Here is a 19,835-nt window from a genome sequence, read left to right on the forward strand (position 1 = left end):
TTACAAATTGAGGTAGGGAAGTGATTGGGCCATGCTGAAGATTGGTGATATTGAATTGAAGAATCAGGTCGTGCTGGCGCCTATGGCTGGCGTATGTAACCCGGCATTTCGTCTGATTGCCAAGGAATTCGGGACTGGCCTGGTCTGTGCGGAGATGGTCAGCGGCAAGGCGATCGTACATGGCAACCAGCGTACGCGTGAGATGCTGTTTGTCGATGAGCGCGAGAAACCGCTGAGCCTGCAGATTTTTGGCGGAGATCGGGAATCGCTGGTGGATGCGGCGAGAATTGTCGACAAAGAAACCAATGCCGATATCATCGACATTAATATGGGCTGCCCGGTGCCGAAGGTGACCAAATGCGATGCCGGAGCACGCTGGCTGCTGAATCCGGACAAAATCTATGAGATGGTATCCGCAGTAGTCGAGGCCGTGGACAAACCGGTCACCGTGAAGATGCGGATCGGCTGGGACAGCGAGCATATCTTCGTTGAAGAGAATGCGCGTGCGGTGGAACGGGCTGGCGGAGCGGCAGTTAGCGTACACGGGCGGACCCGCGAACAACTCTATACTGGACGCGCCGACTGGAATTATATCCGTATGGCTAAAGAGGCAGTATCGATTCCGGTGATCGGCAATGGCGATGTGAATACGCCGGAGGATGCGCGGGCGATGTTGGACCAGACCGGCTGCGACGGTGTAATGATCGGGCGTGGCGCACTGGGCAATCCGTGGATGCTGTACCGGACGATTCAATATTTGGATAGTGGTGTGCTGATGCCGGAGCCTGGCGCCGAAGAGAAGATTAAGGTAGCTATTCTTCATATGGACCGCCTGATTGCCCTTAAGGGTGAAGCGGTGGCAGTCCGTGAGATGCGCAAGCATCTGGCCTGGTATTTGAAGGGCTTTAAGGCGGCGGCCCGCGTGAAGGACGTTATTATGGAAGAAACGAAACGTGACGAGATGGTGCGGATTTTGAATGATTTTGTCGGTCAGCTTAGGCAGGATGAGGACCAGAATAGCGCGGATAGCGAGCTTTTCGCCGTATGAGCCTCACATATTCCTGGGACTAAGCCCCGTTCCTGTGTGCTTTATTGAGTATTGCTAAACATTATATGGGGCGTCATTGACATTTTGTAGCGGTTCCAATATAATTTCACAGTATAAAATCGCCGTTACAGCAGGAGCAATGGTGAAGGAGGGTTCTGATCCCTCCGGATTCGCATATAGTATGGTGTTTTCAATAAATGTATACGACAGGAGAATCGGTTGAGATGAGCGATAAAGAAGTCATCCTTACACCGGACGGACTTAAGCGTCTGGAAGAAGAACTGGAGTTCCTCAAATCCGTGAAGCGCCGCGAGGTGGCGGAGCGTATCAAAGTGGCCATCGGCTACGGAGATATCAGTGAAAACTCGGAATATGAAGACGCGAAGAATGAACAGGCTTTTATTGAAGGACGGGTTCTTACTTTGGAGAAGATGCTCCGCAATGCCCGTATCATTAATAGCGATGAGATCGTGACAGATGTGGTAAGCATCGGGGTAACGGTGAACGTTGAGGATATGGAGTATGGCGACATTATGGAGTACACTATCGTGGGTACTGCCGAATCCGATCCGCTGAACAACAAAATTTCTAATGAGAGCCCTGTAGGCAGAGCGATCATCGGCAAGAAGATTGGTACGATTGTGGATGTTAGTGTCCCTGCAGGCGTCATTCAATATAAAATTCTTGATATCAAAATGAAGTAAGACGGTTCCGAAAGCTTCCTTAGGGAAGCTTTTTTCAAAGTAAATACCAGCCGTAAAATATGGGTGAACACATACAGCTTATATTTTGTACCGGAACGGACTGTCCTCAAGATCGGGGTGGAGCCGTTTCTTCTTTTGTATAGTGAGTAAGAGAGGATGAAGAACATGACGGAAGAAATCAACAACGTCGAAACTACAGAGAATGAATTAAGTGAATTGCTGCAGATCCGCCGGGGTAAGCTGGACGAGCTCCGCGCACTCGGGATCGATCCTTTTGGCAAGAAATATGAGCGTACCGCTGCTGCTGGCGATCTTCTGGCCAAATACGACGGGCAAACCAAGGAAGAGCTGGACGAGCTGGCGCTGGAGGTCAGTGTGGCTGGACGCATTATGGCGAAACGGGTCATGGGCAAGGCAAGCTTTTCTCACATCCAGGATCTTAGCGGCAAAATCCAGATCTATGTGCGCCAGGACAGTATCCCTGAGTCACAATATGCAGCCTTCACGATCCTTGATCTTGGCGATATCGTCGGTATCCGGGGAACCCTGTTCAAGACAAAGACCGGCGAAACCTCTATTAAAGTAGATAACCTTGAGGTGCTGTCCAAGTCCCTGCTCCCGCTTCCTGAGAAGTATCATGGTCTGAAGGATGTAGAACTCCGCTACCGTCAGCGTTATGTGGACCTGATCATTAATCCTGAGGTACAGCAGACCTTCATCATGCGTTCACGGATCATCCAGTCGATGCGCCGTTATTTGGACTCGCTGGGCTATTTGGAGGTGGAGACTCCAACCCTGCATGCTATCGCAGGCGGAGCAGCGGCCCGTCCGTTTATTACCCACCACAACACGCTGGACATGCAGCTGTATATGCGGATTGCCATTGAACTGCACTTGAAGCGTCTAATCGTCGGCGGTCTGGAGAAAGTCTATGAGATTGGCCGTGTATACCGTAATGAAGGTATTTCAACACGCCATAATCCGGAATTCACAATGATCGAGCTGTATGAAGCGTATGCGGATTACAAGGACATTATGCATCTGACAGAGAGCCTGATCGCTCATATTGCCCAGGAGGTACTTGGCTCCCAGGTGATTAATTATCAGGGACAGGAAGTAGATCTGTCTCCAGGCTGGCGCCGTGTGACTATGGTGGATGCCGTTAAGGAAGTAACCGGGGTGGACTTCGGTGTTCAGATGACGGATGAAGAAGCACAGGCTCTGGCTAAGGAACACCGGGTACCAGTGGAGAAGCATATGAGCTTTGGACATATCCTCAATGCGTTCTTCGAGCAGTTTGTGGAAGAGACGCTGATTCAGCCGACCTTCGTTATGGGACATCCTGTAGAGATCTCACCGCTTGCCAAAAAGAATGAAGAGGACCCGCGCTTCACCGACCGGTTCGAGCTGTTCATTGTAGCCCGCGAGCATGCCAATGCGTTCAGCGAGCTGAATGATCCGATTGACCAGCGCCAGCGCTTCGAAGCACAGATTCACGAGAAAGAGCAGGGCAATGATGAAGCCCATGAGATGGATGATGATTTCATCCGTGCTCTGGAGTACGGCATGCCGCCAACAGGGGGCCTTGGAATCGGTGTAGACCGTCTGATCATGCTGCTGACCAATTCAGCGTCTATCCGTGATGTACTGCTGTTCCCACATATGCGTAATAAAGACTAAGGGTTTCTCTTAGTCCGACCCGGATAACTAAGAGAGCTGCTCAGGCAGTTCTCTTGGCATCGGGGGATTAAATGCTCTGGTCAAATGATTTAGAAATAATGCTTGCAATGAATCTCTATCCGTGATATATTCTATTTCTGGCCGCGAAACATCAACGCCGAGCTCGAAAAGAAGTTGAAAAAAGAGCTTGCATTGATCGGTTGGATGTGATATATTATAAGAGTTGCTGGTGACGCGGTGAGCGGCACTGACAACGAGCTTGATCTTTGAAAACTGAACAACGAGTGAGTACCTGGAGATCGCTTCGGCGAGATCCAAATTAGAGAATGTAAATTCTCGTCAGATGTTTTAAAATGAGCAATCGCTCTTTCTAAATACCAATTTGGAGAGTTTGATCCTGGCTCAGGACGAACGCTGGCGGCGTGCCTAATACATGCAAGTCGAGCGGAGTCTGAAAGGGAGCTTGCTTCCTTTCAGACTTAGCGGCGGACGGGTGAGTAACACGTAGGCAACCTGCCCTCAAGCCTGGGATAACTACCGGAAACGGTAGCTAATACCGGATAATTTCTTTTTTCTCCTGAGGAGAGAATGAAAGGCGGAGCAATCTGCTGCTTGGGGATGGGCCTGCGGCGCATTAGCTAGTTGGTGGGGTAATGGCCCACCAAGGCGACGATGCGTAGCCGACCTGAGAGGGTGAACGGCCACACTGGGACTGAGACACGGCCCAGACTCCTACGGGAGGCAGCAGTAGGGAATCTTCCGCAATGGGCGCAAGCCTGACGGAGCAACGCCGCGTGAGTGATGAAGGTTTTCGGATCGTAAAGCTCTGTTGCCAGGGAAGAACGTCCGGTAGAGTAACTGCTGCCGGAGTGACGGTACCTGAGAAGAAAGCCCCGGCTAACTACGTGCCAGCAGCCGCGGTAATACGTAGGGGGCAAGCGTTGTCCGGAATTATTGGGCGTAAAGCGCGCGCAGGCGGTTATTTAAGTCTGGTGTTTAAACCTTGGGCTCAACCTGAGGTCGCACTGGAAACTGGGTGACTTGAGTACAGAAGAGGAAAGTGGAATTCCACGTGTAGCGGTGAAATGCGTAGATATGTGGAGGAACACCAGTGGCGAAGGCGACTTTCTGGGCTGTAACTGACGCTGAGGCGCGAAAGCGTGGGGAGCAAACAGGATTAGATACCCTGGTAGTCCACGCCGTAAACGATGAGTGCTAGGTGTTAGGGGTTTCGATACCCTTGGTGCCGAAGTTAACACAGTAAGCACTCCGCCTGGGGAGTACGGTCGCAAGACTGAAACTCAAAGGAATTGACGGGGACCCGCACAAGCAGTGGAGTATGTGGTTTAATTCGAAGCAACGCGAAGAACCTTACCAGGTCTTGACATCCAACTAACGAAGCAGAGATGCATCAGGTGCCCTTCGGGGAAAGTTGAGACAGGTGGTGCATGGTTGTCGTCAGCTCGTGTCGTGAGATGTTGGGTTAAGTCCCGCAACGAGCGCAACCCTTGACTTTAGTTGCCAGCAGGTTAAGCTGGGCACTCTAGAGTGACTGCCGGTGACAAACCGGAGGAAGGTGGGGATGACGTCAAATCATCATGCCCCTTATGACCTGGGCTACACACGTACTACAATGGCCGGTACAACGGGAAGCGAAGCCGCGAGGTGGAGCCAATCCCAGCAAAGCCGGTCTCAGTTCGGATTGCAGGCTGCAACTCGCCTGCATGAAGTCGGAATTGCTAGTAATCGCGGATCAGCATGCCGCGGTGAATACGTTCCCGGGTCTTGTACACACCGCCCGTCACACCACGAGAGTTTACAACACCCGAAGTCGGTGGGGTAACCCGCAAGGGAGCCAGCCGCCGAAGGTGGGGTAGATGATTGGGGTGAAGTCGTAACAAGGTAGCCGTATCGGAAGGTGCGGCTGGATCACCTCCTTTCTATGGAGAATTGTCACCTGCAACGGTGACATTCAAATCGGAAGCTTGCTTCCACCAATCAGGTTTAGGCCTGTTACTCACTCGTTGGTCAGTTTTGAGAGTTTAAGCTCTCATCTTTACCTTGATCCTTGAAAACTGGATACCGAAACGAATTTGCGTTTTAGAACATCTTTTAGCTGAAACTTGTGTAAGCAAGTTGAAATAGTTATTAGTTGCTACAAAGTGAAGGTTTTTGATTGTGCAAACAAGCAAAACACCGGAACGTTGGTTAAGCTACTAAGAGCACACGGAGGATGCCTAGGCGCCAGGAGCCGACGAAGGACGTGGCGAACAACGAAACTGCCTCGGGGAGCTGTAAGCAAGCTTTGATCCGGGGGTGTCCGAATGGGGAAACCCAGCTGTGGTAATTCGCAGTTACTCGTATCTGAATACATAGGATACGCAGAGGCAGACCAGGGGAACTGAAACATCTAAGTACCCTGAGGAAGAGAAAACAATAGTGATTCCGTCAGTAGCGGCGAGCGAACGCGGAACAGCCTAAACCAAGGGGCTTGCCTCTTGGGGTTGTGGGACGTCTCACATGGAGTTACAAAGGAATATGGTAGGCGAAGAGGTCTGGAAAGGCCCGCGATAGAGGTAAAAGCCCTGTAGCCTAAACTGTGTTCTCTCCGAGACGGATCCCGAGTAGTGCGGGGCACGTGAAACCCCGTATGAATCCAGCAGGACCATCTGCTAAGGCTAAATACTACCTGGCGACCGATAGTGAAACAGTACCGTGAGGGAAAGGTGAAAAGCACCCCGGAAGGGGAGTGAAATAGAACCTGAAACCGTGTGCTTACAAAAAGTCAGAGCCCTCTTTATGGGTGATGGCGTGCCTTTTGTAGAATGAACCGGCGAGTTACGTTTAACATGCAAGGTTAAGGTGAGAAGCCGGAGCCGCAGCGAAAGCGAGTCTGAATAGGGCGACTGAGTATGTGGACGTAGACCCGAAACCGTGTGATCTACCCCTGTCCAGGGTGAAGGTGCGGTAACACGCACTGGAGGCCCGAACCCACGCATGTTGAAAAATGCGGGGATGAGGTGGGGGTAGCGGAGAAATTCCAATCGAACTCGGAGATAGCTGGTTCTCCCCGAAATAGCTTTAGGGCTAGCCTCGGTGAATGGAGTGGTGGAGGTAGAGCACTGATTGGGTGCGGGGCCCGCAAGGGTTACCAAGCTCAGTCAAACTCCGAATGCCATTAACTTCTTGCCGGGAGTCAGACAGTGAGTGCTAAGATCCATTGTCAAAAGGGAAACAGCCCAGACCATCAGCTAAGGTCCCCAAGTGTGTGTTAAGTGGGAAAGGATGTGGAGTTGCACAGACAACCAGGATGTTGGCTTAGAAGCAGCCACCATTGAAAGAGTGCGTAATAGCTCACTGGTCGAGTGACTCTGCGCCGAAAATGTAACGGGGCTAAACACACCACCGAAGCTATGGCTAGATGCTTTGCATCTGGGGTAGGGGAGCGTTGTATGTGGGTTGAAGGTGTACCGTAAGGAGCGCTGGACAGCATACAAGTGAGAATGCCGGTATGAGTAACGAAAAGATCAGTGAGAATCTGATCCGCCGAAAGCCCAAGGTTTCCTGAGGAAGGCTCGTCCGCTCAGGGTAAGTCGGGACCTAAGGCGAGGCCGAAAGGCGTAGTCGAAGGACAACAGTTTGAAATTACTGTACCACCGTAATCCGCTATGAGCGATGGGGTGACGCAGGAGGGTAGTGACGCGGACTGATGGATGTCCGTCTAAGCAGTGAGGCTGGTGTGTAGGCAAATCCGCACACTATTAAGGCCAGGCTGTGATGGGGAGCGAAAATTATAGTAGCGAAGGTCATGATCTCACACTGCCAAGAAAAGCCTCTAGTCAGGAGAAGGTGCCCGTACCGCAAACCGACACAGGTAGGCGAGAAGAGAATTCTAAGGCGCGCGGAAGAACTCTCGTTAAGGAACTCGGCAAAATGACCTCGTAACTTCGGGAGAAGAGGTGCCTCGGTAGGGTGAATAGCCCGAGGGGGCCGCAGTGAAAAGGCCCAAGCGACTGTTTAGCAAAAACACAGGTCTGTGCGAAGCCGTAAGGCGAAGTATACGGGCTGACGCCTGCCCGGTGCTGGAAGGTTAAGGGGAGTGGTTAGGGGTTAAACCCGAAGCTGTGAACCGAAGCCCCAGTAAACGGCGGCCGTAACTATAACGGTCCTAAGGTAGCGAAATTCCTTGTCAGGTAAATTCTGACCCGCACGAATGGCGTAACGACTTGGGCGCTGTCTCAACGAGAGATCCGGTGAAATTTTAATACCTGTGAAGATGCAGGTTACCCGCGACAAGACGGAAAGACCCCATGGAGCTTTACTGCAGCTTGATATTGAATTTGGGTACGATCTGTACAGGATAGGTGGGAGCCGTTGAGAGTGGAGCGCAAGCTTCGCTGGAGGCGCCGTTGGGATACCACCCTGATCGTATCTAGGTTCTAACCTAGTACCGTAACCCGGTACGGGGACCGTGTCAGGCGGGCAGTTTGACTGGGGCGGTCGCCTCCTAAAGAGTAACGGAGGCGTTCAAAGGTTCCCTCAGAATGGTTGGAAATCATTCGCAGAGTGCAAAGGCATAAGGGAGCTTGACTGCGAGACCTACAAGTCGAGCAGGGACGAAAGTCGGACTTAGTGATCCGGTGGTACCGCATGGAAGGGCCATCGCTCAACGGATAAAAGCTACCCTGGGGATAACAGGCTTATCTCCCCCAAGAGTCCACATCGACGGGGAGGTTTGGCACCTCGATGTCGGCTCATCGCATCCTGGGGCTGAAGTAGGTCCCAAGGGTTGGGCTGTTCGCCCATTAAAGCGGTACGCGAGCTGGGTTCAGAACGTCGTGAGACAGTTCGGTCCCTATCTGTCGTGGGCGCAGGAAATTTGAGAGGAGCTGTCCTTAGTACGAGAGGACCGGGATGGACGTACCGCTGGTGCATCAGTTGTTCCGCCAGGAGCATGGCTGAGTAGCTACGTACGGACGGGATAAGCGCTGAAAGCATCTAAGCGTGAAGCCCCCCTCAAGATGAGATTTCCCAGTATGTAAGACCCCTTGAAGACGACGAGGTAGATAGGTTGGAGGTGGAAGTGCAGCAATGCATGGAGCTGACCAATACTAATCGGTCGAGGGCTTATCCAAATTTCTATCACGCAGATTTGTTTCGGATTCAGTTTTCAGGAATCAAGTTCCTGAACGCAACGAAATTCATTCACACATTCGTGATGAACCGAATTTCTAGCGGCAGCGTCTGTTTCACAGACGCATGTTTGGTGGCGATAGCGGAGGGGTTCCACACGTACCCATCCCGAACACGACCGTTAAGCCCTCCAGCGCCGATGGTACTTGGACCGAAGGGTCCTGGGAGAGTAGGACGTTGCCAAGCACACATGAGCCATTGTCGACAATTCGACAATGGCTTTTTTGTATATTCTGGAATGCCTGGACACAGTCTGAGAGATAGCGATGTAACATTTAAAGGAAGCAGTTGAATTTTATCCAATTACTTAGCCCATGCCGCCAAGAGCTGCTCCGTTGTCCACTGTAGACGGACTTTAGTCCAAGAATTCGCTTACCGGAGGCCGGATTGCCTAATCCCTTCACAGGGCAGTGTAATATTCTTGACAGGCCAAATGCCCTTTGCTAAGATAGCTCTAATATATTTTTGGACAAGCCTCTCAAACCTTAACAGAAGACACGATTATGTATAACTCCCAGGCCTCTACCGCTGTCTATCGGGTATGGACTTGACGCAGGAGTTTCTTTATTCATAAGTTGGCGGGCGGGTAGAGAAAAGAATTTAGAGGAGGAATGACCCAGGTGTGGGAAGATAAGTTTGGTAAAGAGGGATTCACTTTCGATGATGTGCTGCTGGTTCCGCGTAAATCCGAGGTATTACCTAAGGAAGTGGATCTAACCACTGTACTCAGCAAGAATGTGAAGCTGAATATTCCTTTGATGAGTGCAGGTATGGACACAGTCACAGAAGCCGCTATGGCGATTGCTATCGCCCGTGAGGGCGGAATCGGCATTATTCATAAGAATATGTCCGTGGAGCAGCAGGCAGAAGAGGTGGACCGTGTGAAGCGCTCGGAGAGCGGGGTTATTACCAATCCATTCTCACTTACGCCGGACCACTGGGTATCCGACGCTGAAGTCCTGATGGGCAAATACCGCATTTCGGGTGTGCCTATCGTAGATGAAGAGGGCAAGCTTGTCGGTATTCTGACGAACCGCGACCTGCGTTTCATCCATGATTTCAATATTCAGATCAAAGAAGTGATGACTCATGAGAATCTCGTTACGGCTGCTGTAGGAACCACTCTTCAAGAGGCGAAGGGCATTCTGCAGCGTCACAAGATTGAGAAGCTGCCGCTGGTAGACGAGCATAATATTCTCAAAGGTCTCATTACTATTAAAGATATAGAGAAAGCCATCCAGTTCCCCAACGGTGCCAAGGATGCCCACGGACGTTTGCTGGTTGGAGCGGCAATTGGGATCTCCAAGGACACGTTTGAACGGACAGAAGCATTGGTAAAATCCGGTGTGGATCTGATTACCGTGGATTCCGCACATGGCCATCACATTAATATTATCGATGCAGTGCGTAAGCTGCGCGAGACTTATCCTGATCTAACGATTGTAGCCGGTAATGTGGCTACAGGCGAAGCTACCCGCGAATTGATTGAAGCAGGAGCCTCCGTAATCAAGGTGGGTATCGGTCCAGGTTCTATCTGTACTACCCGCGTAATTGCCGGGATCGGCGTTCCGCAGGTTACTGCGATCTACGATTGTGCGACAGTAGCCCGTGAATACGGTATTCCAGTGATTGCAGACGGGGGGATTAAGTACTCCGGAGAGATTACCAAGGCCATCGCCGCTGGTGCTGCTGCAGTCATGATGGGAAGCCTGTTCGCTGGTACGGAAGAAAGCCCCGGAGAGTCGGAAATCTATCAGGGACGTAAATACAAGGTGTACCGTGGCATGGGCAGCATGAGCGCCATGAAGCAGGGCAGTAAAGACCGTTACTTCCAAGATGATGATAAGAAGCTGGTACCGGAAGGTATTGAGGGCCGTGTAGCTTTTAAAGGGCCGTTGTCAGACACGGTTCACCAATTGATCGGCGGACTGCGCTCCGGTATGGGCTATTGCGGAACGAAGACATTAGAAGAACTGCGCAATGATACCTCGTTCATCCGGATCACTGGAGCAGGCCTGCGTGAGAGTCATCCTCATGATGTGCAGATCACCAAGGAAGCTCCGAACTATTCCCTATAAGCCGGGAAGAATCGCCTATTTTTGCTGACAGACAGGACTAATTTAGTCCTGTCTGTCTTTTTTTGCAGATACCCCTGTGTTAGAATAGAACAAGCACTGATCTGAGGATTAAAGGAGAGTAGTAATCATTGAAGTCCAAGCGAAAACTAAGCAGTAAGCAAATTGTGATTAAGACAGCGACAGTAGGTCTGCTTTTAAATATGTTAGCATTTCCTGCGGCTTCTGCGATGGCAGAGGCAGTGAATAAACCGGCTACAACAGAGGCTGGAACCAAGGCGGCGGCTACCCCTGCCAAAACGGCAGTAGCCAAGATTCCAACCGTGGAATCCCTCGGATTGAAATTGAAATCGGCAGTATTGATTGAGCCTACTACAGGTGAGGTTCTGCTCTCGCTTAATGCGGACCAGCCTATGCCTCCGGCGAGTATGACGAAGATGATGACAGAATATCTTGTCACAGAAGCGGTGAATAGCGGCAAGATTTCCTGGGACCAGAAAGTAATTATACAGGAGAATGCTTCCAAGCAGATAGGATCGCGTATTTTTTTGGCAGCGGGCGATGAACATACGGTTAAAGAACTCTACATAGCTATGGCGGTAGGCTCTGCCAATGATGCTACCGTTGCCTTGGCTGAACTGGTGTCGGGCTCGGAGCAGCAGTTTGTGACCCAGATGAATGAGACCGCACAGAAGATGGGCATGAAGACGGCTTATTTCATTAATTCCACCGGTCTTGACCGGAAAGACATGCCTGCTAAATACCGGCCTGAAGAGGACCGTGAGACGGTAATGTCTGCAATGGATGCGGCTATTCTTGCTAAGTATATTGTTACGGATCATCCGGAGTTTACAGATTTTACGACAATCCAATCGTATAAATTCCGTGAGCGTGATTCGAAGCCGATGATTAACTATAACTGGATGCTGGAAGCCAACAAGGATATCCCCAATTTCAAGGCTTACGCTTATCCGGGACTGGACGGATTGAAGACCGGACATACGACTAACGCCGGTAACTGCTTCACCGGTACAGCGGTGCGTGACGGTATGCGTCTTATCAGCGTAGTAATGGGAGCAGACTCCGAAGCCCACCGTTTCACCGAAACGAAGAAGGTGCTGGATTTCGGCTTTAATAATTTTGAGATTAAGCAGGTAGTTGCGCCTAAGGCCGTGATTGCCGGCACTGAAACTGTGCCTGTGCTGAAGGGCAAGAATAAAGACGTATCCGTAGTAACGGACGCTGGTGTAACGTTCATGGTTCCTAAGGGTACTGTATCGCCGCAGATCAAGACTACAGTGGTCACGAATGATCCGGCTACGCTGATTGCACCGATTGCCGGAGCCAGCAAGGTAGGTAAGGTCACGTATTCCTATAAGATTGAAGGAATGTCTCAGACGCAAGAGAAGACGGTGAACCTGATTACTGCCGAGGAAGCGGAGAAAGCGGGCTGGTTCAAGCTGCTGCTGAGAGCCATCGGTGATTTTTTCGGTGATCTGTTCAAAGGAATTAAAAACCTGTTCTAGTCTCATAGGGGCGCTGACCTCGGTTTCACGATAAAATCCCAGTAAATAGGTTGTGTATATTACAGCCTTGCGGTAGAATTACAAGTTAGATTAGGTTAGATCTAACGGGAGGCGTAGACATGGAAACAGGAACTTCGCGAGTCAAAAGAGGCATGGCAGAAATGCAAAAAGGCGGCGTCATTATGGACGTCATGAATGCAGAACAGGCGAAAATTGCTGAGGCCGCAGGGGCAGTTGCCGTTATGGCTCTGGAGCGTGTACCTTCTGATATCCGCGCAGCGGGTGGTGTCGCACGTATGGCTGATCCTACTATTGTAGAAGAGGTTATCAAGGTAGTGAGCATTCCTGTGATGGCCAAAGCGCGGATCGGCCACTATGTGGAAGCCAAGGTTCTCGAATCTCTGGGTGTAGACTATCTCGATGAGAGTGAAGTACTTACTCCTGCCGATGAAGTGTTCCATATCAACAAACGCGAATTCACGGTTCCTTTTGTATGCGGAGCCAAGGACCTTGGAGAAGCACTGCGCCGGATTAGCGAAGGGGCTTCTATGATCCGTACCAAGGGTGAGCCGGGAACCGGCAACATCGTGGAAGCTGTCCGCCATATGCGCCACATCAACAGCCAAATCCGCAAGGTAACCGGCCTCTCGCCTGATGAGCTATATCATGAAGCTAAGACGCTGGGTGTTCCTTATGAGCTGCTTCTGGTGGTTCACGAGCTGGGCAAGCTGCCTGTTGTTAACTTTGCCGCCGGTGGCGTAGCTACGCCTGCTGATGCCGCGCTCATGATGCATCTGGGTGCTGACGGGGTGTTTGTCGGCTCGGGAATTTTCAAATCGGACAATCCTGAGAAATTCGCCCGTGCCATCGTCGAAGCGACAACCCACTTCACGGACTACAAGCTGATTGCTGAAGTGTCCAAGAATCTGGGCACTCCGATGAAGGGGATTGATATCGCCACGTTGTCCCCGGCTGAACGTATGTCGGAACGCGGCCGTTAATAGAGAGAAGGCTTCCGGATGAGAATTGGAGTGTTGGCGCTTCAAGGCGCTGTTACAGAGCATATTGTCAGTATTGAGAAGACCGGCGCACAAGGCCTGCCTATTAAGCGTATAGAGGAGCTTGACGGGATAGAGGGCCTCATCATTCCCGGTGGTGAGAGTACGACGATTGGCAAATTGATGCGCAAATATGGCTTTATTGAAGCGATCCGTGAGTTCTCGGGTCAAGGTAAGCCTATTTTCGGTACATGTGCCGGTATGATCGTGCTGGCGAAGCGGATTGCCGGAGATGAAGCCGGCCATCTGGAGCTGATGGATATTACCGTGGCCAGGAATGCCTTTGGCCGCCAGAGGGAAAGCTTTGAATGTGACCTGGAGGTTAAGGGGATTGCTGAATCCGTGCGGGCGGTATTTATCCGCGCCCCGCTTATTGACGAGGTGGGTCCTGATGTTGATGTGCTTACCCTCTATAAGGATGAGATTGTAACTGCGCGCCAAGGCAATCTGCTGGCCTGCTCGTTTCACCCGGAATTGACTGATGATTACAGGCTGCATCAATATTTTGCCGACATGGTAGAGGACAGTATTGCAGCCAATCTATAGAACCGCATATAAGGACACTTTGACTCTTTCAAAGCTGCAAACAAAACAGCAATTTGAAAGAGTTTGGGCTGTTTTCAGGAGGGAAACTTTGTGTTAGATGTTAAAGTATTGCGCAGCGATTATGCAAGAGTAGAGGAAGCACTGAATAAGAGAGGAAAGTCGCTGGATTTGATTGCCGGCTTCCCGGCGCTGGATCAGCGCCGCCGTGAGCTGCTTCAGGAAACAGAAGGGCTCAAGAACCGCCGGAACACTGTGTCCGGAGACGTAGCCAAGAAGAAGAAGAATGGTGAACCGGCTGATGATCTGATCGCAGAAATGCGAACGGTATCTGACCGGATTAAGGAATTGGATGACGAGGTGCGTGAGCTTGAGGTCAAAATTGACGAGCTGACGATGAGCATCCCGAATATTCCGCATGAATCGGTGCCGGTGGGCACCTCCGAGGCAGACAATGTTGAAGTGCGCCGCTGGTCAGAGCCCAAAGAGCTTGGTTTCACTCCGAAATCCCACTGGGAGCTTGCACAGCAGCTGGATATCATTGATTTTGAGGCAGCGGCGAAGGTTACGGGTTCCCGCTTTGTCTTCTATAAAGGACTGGGTGCCAGACTGGAGCGTGCCCTGATCAATTTCATGATGGACCTGCATAGCGGGGAACATAACTATGAAGAGATGCTGCCGCCTTATATTGTTAATAAGGACAGCCTCTATGGAACGGGACAACTACCCAAATTCGAAGAGGACCTGTTCAAGCTGCGGGATACAGAGTATTATCTGATTCCTACGGCAGAAGTGCCTGTGACGAACTATTACCGTGAAGAGATTATGACCGCTGGCGATCTGCCGAAGTATCATGTGGCCTACAGCTCTTGCTTCCGCTCGGAAGCCGGTTCAGCCGGACGCGATACCCGTGGTCTGATCCGCCAGCATCAGTTCAACAAGGTGGAGCTGGTGAAACTGGCCAATCCGGAGAGCTCCTACGAGGAACTGGAGAAGATGACCGCCGACGCTGAACGCGTGCTACAGCTTCTGGGGCTGCCCTACCGCGTCCTGCTGCTCTGTACGGCAGATATGGGCTTCACCTCTGCCAAGACGTATGATCTTGAGGTGTGGCTGCCTGAGAGCGGCATGTACCGCGAGATCTCCTCATGCTCCAACACCGAGGACTTCCAGGCGCGCCGGGCCAATATCCGTTACCGCAAGGAGCCGAAGGCGAAGCCTGAATTCGTGCATACACTGAACGGCTCTGCGCTGGCTGTAGGACGTACGGTTGCAGCTATCCTGGAGAATTACCAGCAGGAGGACGGAAGTGTGCTGATTCCGGAATGCCTGCAGCCGTATATGCGTAATGTGAAATCCATTTCTGCAAAAACAACTCAATAATAATAGTTGCATATTATTTGTCGGGCGTGGTATAATTCCTAATGCATGTGAAATTCAAATGCATTGGAGAGGTACCGAAGCGGTCATAACGGGGCGGTCTTGAAAACCGTTAGGGTGAAAGCCCACATGGGTTCGAATCCCATCCTCTCCGCCATTCCTTAAAATGCCCCGCCACATAAGATATTGTGGTGGATATGACATAAACGCACTAGACTGTTGAACAGCGGTCTGGTGCGTTTTTTTTGTGTTCGTGACCGTTAGAGGAGAATCTAACGGGAGGTATCCATTATGAATGTGAACAAAGGAAAAACAGCCCATAAACATAAACGGGGACAAAGAAAGAATAATTTAGACATCCCTCAGCGGTTATTAGACCGCCTTACTCCATCGGTCTTGGAAACGGCCCGCTCCACGCTTCAGGAAGCCGAGAAACCTCGCCCTGAGACGTTGACACTGGACAAGCTGTTTACCCGCTACTATGCCGCAAGGCAAGCGGCAGGGGCGGCAGAGCGCACCTTAGAAGAATACAGGAAGCATATGAACTGGTTTCGGCGTTTCTTAGCAACGGAGTACAGCGGTCTTGATAACTTTGTACCTAACCGTGATGTCATTCGTGTATGGATTTCATCTATGTTGACGTTACAGAAGTTGAAGCCATCAAAGAAGAGGCTGTCTCAAAAGCCATGAAGTGGCTGCTTGGGACAGCTCTTTAGTTTGTAGTAGGATCAACGTGAGTACTTGGGTGAACGCTGCGCGAACGGACCGTTGTTCCAATCGCTGTGGTCTCCAGATTTTTTTTCATTCCCCTAGCGGTGAAAATCCGGAGACCAAGGCGACCGCTGCCGCTTTTCCACAATCGTTCCGTCCTCTCCGCTGTTTGAGCGGGAAATGGCTCGTCCATCCTTAAAAAAGAAACAAAAAAATCGCTCGTTTTGGTAAAATGGAGGTACCACCCAACCATTCCCAAAGGAGCGATTTCTTTGTACATCCAATATACCATGGACCAACTTTGCTTGCCAATGGATCTGGAAGAAGATATCCCGAAAAATCACCTCGTTCGCGTCGTGAATGCCGCCGTCAATCGGCTGGACAACGCCATTTTTGACGCGGCCTATCCCGGCGGCGGCCGTGACAGCTACCATCCTAAAATGCTTACCAAAGTCATCATCTACGCTTACACTCAGCGAATCTATTCGTCTCGCCAAATCGCTAAAGCGGTCCGGGAGAACATTCCCTTCATGTGGCTGGCCGGACGGCAGCGACCCGACTTCCGCACGCTGAATCGCTTCCGTTCCCAGCGGATGAGAAATGTCCTCGAAACGGTATTTACCGCCGTGCTTCAGTTTCTGGCTAACGAAAAATACGTGTCTCTGGAGCATTATTTTGTGGACGGCACTAAGATTGAGGCGAATGCCAATCACTACACCTTTGTCTGGAGCAAAGCGGTCAGCAAACACAAAGCGAAACTGCAAGATAAGGTACAGGCCCTATTCGCTGACATTGACGCAGCGGAAGAGCAGGAAGAACAAAAGAACCAGGGCAAAGATCTGGCTGAATTCAGCACGGGTTCAGAAATGGACATTGAGAAACTCGAACAAGCCGTGCAAAAGCTTGAAGCTCAGCTTGCCGAAAAACCGAAAGACAAGCCCCTAAAAAAGACGGTTCGGAAGTTGCGTAAGGATTTGCTTCTCCGACTGCAGAAGTACGAAGAATATCAAAAACTGCTTGGGGACCGTAACAGTTTCAGCAAGACCGATCCAGAGGCAACGTTTATGCGGATGAAAGAAGATCACATGCGAAATGGCCAACTGAAGCCAGGTTATCATCTACAGATCGGGACCGAAAACCAGTTTATTGTGGCCTACAGTCTCCATCAAAGACCGGGTGACACCCGCTGTTTAGAACCACATCTGGAAAAAACAAAGCAATTCCTCGGGGAACTTCCAAAGACGGTCATTGCAGATGCCGGCTATGGAAGTGAAGAAAACTACGCCTATCTGGAAAAGAGCGAGATACAGGCCGTCGTGAAATACAGCACCTACCACAAAGAAAAGAGCAAAGCCTGGAAAGCCGACGTCGGAAAAATCGAGAACTGGACCTACGACGGATCCGAGGATCGCTGGACGTGTTTAGCTGGACACCCGCTGTATTTCCAACGAGAAAGCAAGGAAACCACAGAGAGTGGATACGAAATTAAGAAGCGTCACTACCAAAGTCAAAGCTGCGGAGGTTGTCCGCTAAAAGAAAACTGCACGAAGGGAAGCGGAAACCGGGAAATCGCAGTCAGTCTGGAGCGGCTTAGATACCAGAAACAGGCGAAAGAAATCCTCCGAAGCGAGGAAGGCTATCTATTGGCCGTACGTCGAATGACGGAGCCGGAAAGTGTATTTGGACAATTAAAGAATAACCGGGGCTTCCGGCGCTTTCTGCTTCGCGGCTTGGAAAAAGTGACGCTGGAGGTCGGTTGGCTTTCGCTCGCCCACAACCTGCTGAAGCAAGCAGCGAACGACCAGAAACGCAAAGGAGCGGTCCTCCAATAACGGAGAATCGCTCCTTTTTTACCTGTTACGCTTTGAAAAAGCTATAGGTTTTGTTTCCACTTATAAGAATAATATTTACTTTTGGGACAGCCCCTTCTTCGTTGAATGTCTACTACAATCTCCATCCTCCAGCGTTCCCGTTGCTCTCATTCTTATCAAAAGTCCCACCGCAAATGGATTGTTCGATTGCGTACTGATAAAGGCGTCGATTGGGGTCATTCTGACCACTGCTCCAAGCACTAGCCTGCCAACGATAAATGCCCGGAATAGCTGCACCGACTGTTGTCGTTGTTCTATATCCCCCGTAAATCCCTAGCTGATAGCCGTAACTGTCGGTATAGGTTTTTACAATGTTCAAGTAAGGAATAATAGAATTACTCAGATCACTTGCGCTTGCGTCGTAGTCCACAGTAAAATAAATGGGCGTGCCAGAGGGCTGACCGGCAGCCACTGCTTGATTTACAGCAGTAGCACCGTCTGCATGAGCTTGGCTACTGGTAAAGTAAGACGCTGTTCTCGAATTGTACTGAAAAATGGAAATGATAAAAAGACCCGCATTGGAAATGGTACGTGCTTCAGCATTTTGCAAACGACTGCTGTAAAAATTCGAAGCCGCCGGTCGATAGTAGCGACCTACAAAAGTTTGACCATTGCTAACCAAGCAATTCGCCATCGATGAACTTACTACGTTTAATGTATCAACACCTGCTGCCATAATAAATTACCTCCGTCTATTTGGTATAGCAATAACCTGAACGGGGTATGGCCTTGTGGATGTGTACCCCACACATTCCAAAGGTCAGTTGGTATTGCTTAGTTATTATAATATTATATAGCGTAACGTTACGCAGTAATATGGCACAAAAAAACTATCTCTTCATAGTGAGCAGATAGCTAGAAAACTTTACTCTAAGGGTTCAAGCGAAGCGGCCGCTCTCTCATACTCAGCCTGAGAAAAGGTTTTTGCTGAACTCATACTGAAATACAATCCGTCTTTCTCAAAGTATAAATACGGTACTTCATTCTCTTTAGCAATCCACTCCCCAGATACATCTTTAGAAAGCGCTACTTCTTTAGTCGAAGCAATCTCGGCAGTTGGTTTAAGTTCTTCTTTGGATTGAGTGATTGAACCACGAATAAATACAATACGGACTTGATTGTCTTTAACTTCAACACGATCCATGTAATCATCGCTACCTAAACCTACTGTGGGGATGTAGACTTTATCTAATCCGGCTTTCTTAGCAGCTTCACTAATTTCATTTTTTTGTTCTGCTGTATAAGATAGTGGCTCTGCTTCTGTCATTTCTTCACCTGCTTTATTGGTCGAATTTTCATTCTGACTTTGTTCAGTTGTAGGAGTGGGTGAAGGAGTTGAAGGCGAATTTTCATTCTGACTGCATCCTGCTAATAAAGCCCCAAATAGCAGGCCGATAATCACGACTTTCCCTTTGTAGTCCATTTAAATATCCTCCTCGTTGATCTGTCCTCATAATAATAGACTGAACTGCTCATTCAAAAGTTGCATAATATTCTCATATAAGTTTCTTTTTTGAAACTCTTCACAGATCCAGCGAACTAAACCAGGTAATCGTAGCTGCTAAATCCGCCAAGATTCCCCTGACAGTTCCGTTGTACCAATGAGATCCTCACCAAGAAAAATCGCTGGAGAAGATCCTTTTCACCAATACGATATAACGGGGTACATAACGCAGTATAAACTCCATTCAATTGAATGGAGTTTATTTGCTCATAAGATACAGATAATCTAATCTCAACCGTCTTCTTTTTTATCCTGGCGAATAGCAGATTTTGATGTACTTTGATGATACGTCTTAACCATCAGATTCATCGTCTTATCAAGCTGAGCCAAGCGTTTCTCTAATCCATCCATTTGTTTGTTGAATTTGATGAGTATCGTCTGGAGAAGAATCAGAGAAAGAGCAATGGGAAATCCAACGTTTCCGATTAACTGAACAACTGCCTGTAGATCCATAAGTAAATACCTCCCTTCTTTGGCTTTATTATATTACATAACGAAACGTTACGCTATATTTTTTTAAAATAACACTTATTATATGTTAT

The 19,835-nt window shown here is 49.8% G+C and carries 13 protein-coding genes, 1 tRNA gene and 3 rRNA genes; 14 read left to right on the top strand and 3 right to left on the bottom strand.

Annotated elements, in window-relative coordinates; all coding sequences use genetic code 11:
- Positions 1–31: 31 nt before the first annotated feature.
- The 14 genes from dusB to MKZ07_RS24035 all read left to right on the top strand — a co-directional run bounded on the left by dusB (position 32) and on the right by MKZ07_RS24035 (position 17,750).
- Entirely contained in the window at positions 32–1,048 is a 1,017-nt protein-coding gene (gene dusB / locus MKZ07_RS23970) for a tRNA dihydrouridine synthase DusB (RefSeq protein WP_036696485.1), read from the top strand.
- A gap of 224 nt (positions 1,049–1,272) precedes the next feature.
- Positions 1,273–1,752 (top strand): transcription elongation factor GreA, encoded by a 480-nt coding sequence (gene greA / locus MKZ07_RS23975; RefSeq protein WP_036696487.1) that lies wholly within the window; start codon positions 1,273–1,275, stop codon positions 1,750–1,752.
- A 165-nt stretch (positions 1,753–1,917) separates the two neighbouring features.
- Positions 1,918–3,432, top strand: coding sequence for a lysine--tRNA ligase (gene lysS, locus MKZ07_RS23980; protein ID WP_036696489.1), 1,515 nt, complete (start codon positions 1,918–1,920; stop codon positions 3,430–3,432).
- Between the two features lie 379 nt (positions 3,433–3,811).
- Positions 3,812–5,372 (top strand): 16S ribosomal RNA (locus MKZ07_RS23985).
- Positions 5,373–5,638: 266 nt separating this feature from the next.
- A 23S ribosomal RNA gene (locus MKZ07_RS23990) occupies positions 5,639–8,567 on the top strand.
- Positions 8,568–8,694: 127 nt separating this feature from the next.
- Positions 8,695–8,811, top strand: a 5S ribosomal RNA gene (gene rrf / locus MKZ07_RS23995).
- The 16S, 23S and 5S rRNA genes sit together here, the layout of an rRNA operon.
- A gap of 434 nt (positions 8,812–9,245) precedes the next feature.
- Entirely contained in the window at positions 9,246–10,703 is a 1,458-nt protein-coding gene (guaB, locus tag MKZ07_RS24000; RefSeq protein ID WP_036690642.1) for an IMP dehydrogenase, read from the top strand.
- Positions 10,704–10,831: 128 nt separating this feature from the next.
- Entirely contained in the window at positions 10,832–12,226 is a 1,395-nt protein-coding gene (locus MKZ07_RS24005) for a D-alanyl-D-alanine carboxypeptidase family protein (protein WP_036690624.1), read from the top strand.
- A 119-nt stretch (positions 12,227–12,345) separates the two neighbouring features.
- Entirely contained in the window at positions 12,346–13,227 is an 882-nt protein-coding gene (pdxS, locus tag MKZ07_RS24010; protein WP_036690627.1) for a pyridoxal 5'-phosphate synthase lyase subunit PdxS, read from the top strand.
- 18 nt (positions 13,228–13,245) lie between these two features.
- Positions 13,246–13,830, top strand: coding sequence for a pyridoxal 5'-phosphate synthase glutaminase subunit PdxT (gene pdxT / locus MKZ07_RS24015; RefSeq protein WP_036690629.1), 585 nt, complete (start codon positions 13,246–13,248; stop codon positions 13,828–13,830).
- 90 nt (positions 13,831–13,920) lie between these two features.
- Entirely contained in the window at positions 13,921–15,210 is a 1,290-nt protein-coding gene (serS, locus tag MKZ07_RS24020; protein ID WP_036690631.1) for a serine--tRNA ligase, read from the top strand.
- Between the two features lie 65 nt (positions 15,211–15,275).
- A tRNA-Ser gene (locus MKZ07_RS24025) sits at positions 15,276–15,364 on the top strand.
- Between the two features lie 134 nt (positions 15,365–15,498).
- Positions 15,499–15,897, top strand: a complete 399-nt coding sequence (locus MKZ07_RS24030; RefSeq protein ID WP_036690633.1) for a hypothetical protein — start codon at positions 15,499–15,501, stop codon at positions 15,895–15,897.
- A gap of 293 nt (positions 15,898–16,190) precedes the next feature.
- Positions 16,191–17,750, top strand: a complete 1,560-nt coding sequence (locus MKZ07_RS24035) for an IS1182 family transposase (RefSeq protein WP_036690634.1) — start codon at positions 16,191–16,193, stop codon at positions 17,748–17,750.
- 112 nt (positions 17,751–17,862) lie between these two features.
- Here MKZ07_RS24035 and MKZ07_RS24040 read toward each other — a convergent pair whose 3' ends face one another.
- The 3 genes from MKZ07_RS24040 to MKZ07_RS24050 all read right to left on the bottom strand — a co-directional run bounded on the left by MKZ07_RS24040 (position 17,863) and on the right by MKZ07_RS24050 (position 19,746).
- On the bottom strand, positions 17,863–18,465 hold the full coding sequence (locus tag MKZ07_RS24040) for a DUF1906 domain-containing protein (protein ID WP_341027853.1): 603 nt from the start codon (positions 18,463–18,465) through the stop codon (positions 17,863–17,865).
- Positions 18,466–18,654: 189 nt separating this feature from the next.
- The gene (locus MKZ07_RS24045) at positions 18,655–19,212 is read right to left on the bottom strand and encodes a hypothetical protein (RefSeq protein ID WP_036690636.1); all 558 of its coding nucleotides are present in this window, start codon (positions 19,210–19,212) and stop codon (positions 18,655–18,657) included.
- Positions 19,213–19,524: 312 nt separating this feature from the next.
- Positions 19,525–19,746 carry a hypothetical protein gene (locus MKZ07_RS24050; protein ID WP_036690640.1) on the bottom strand — a complete coding sequence of 74 codons (222 nt, stop codon included), beginning with the start codon at positions 19,744–19,746 and terminating at the stop codon, positions 19,525–19,527.
- Positions 19,747–19,835 lie beyond the last annotated feature (89 nt).

Origin of the sequence: Paenibacillus sp. FSL P4-0338 (assembly GCF_038002365.1) — a bacterium.
Taxonomy (GTDB): domain Bacteria; phylum Bacillota; class Bacilli; order Paenibacillales; family Paenibacillaceae; genus Paenibacillus_AQ.

What these genes read in the sequence shown, in the direction of transcription:
- dusB (WP_036696485.1), top strand. Translation starts at nt 32, where the DNA reads ATGCTGAAGATTGGTGATATTGAATTGAAGAATCAGGTCGTGCTGGCG.
- greA (WP_036696487.1), top strand. Translation starts at nt 1,273, where the DNA reads ATGAGCGATAAAGAAGTCATCCTTACACCGGACGGACTTAAGCGTCTG.
- lysS (WP_036696489.1), top strand. Translation starts at nt 1,918, where the DNA reads ATGACGGAAGAAATCAACAACGTCGAAACTACAGAGAATGAATTAAGT.
- pdxS (WP_036690627.1), top strand. Translation starts at nt 12,346, where the DNA reads ATGGAAACAGGAACTTCGCGAGTCAAAAGAGGCATGGCAGAAATGCAA.
- pdxT (WP_036690629.1), top strand. Translation starts at nt 13,246, where the DNA reads ATGAGAATTGGAGTGTTGGCGCTTCAAGGCGCTGTTACAGAGCATATT.
- MKZ07_RS24030 (WP_036690633.1), top strand. Translation starts at nt 15,499, where the DNA reads ATGAATGTGAACAAAGGAAAAACAGCCCATAAACATAAACGGGGACAA.
- MKZ07_RS24040 (WP_341027853.1), bottom strand. Translation starts at nt 18,465, where the DNA reads ATGGCAGCAGGTGTTGATACATTAAACGTAGTAAGTTCATCGATGGCG.
- MKZ07_RS24045 (WP_036690636.1), bottom strand. Translation starts at nt 19,212, where the DNA reads ATGGACTACAAAGGGAAAGTCGTGATTATCGGCCTGCTATTTGGGGCT.
- MKZ07_RS24050 (WP_036690640.1), bottom strand. Translation starts at nt 19,746, where the DNA reads ATGGATCTACAGGCAGTTGTTCAGTTAATCGGAAACGTTGGATTTCCC.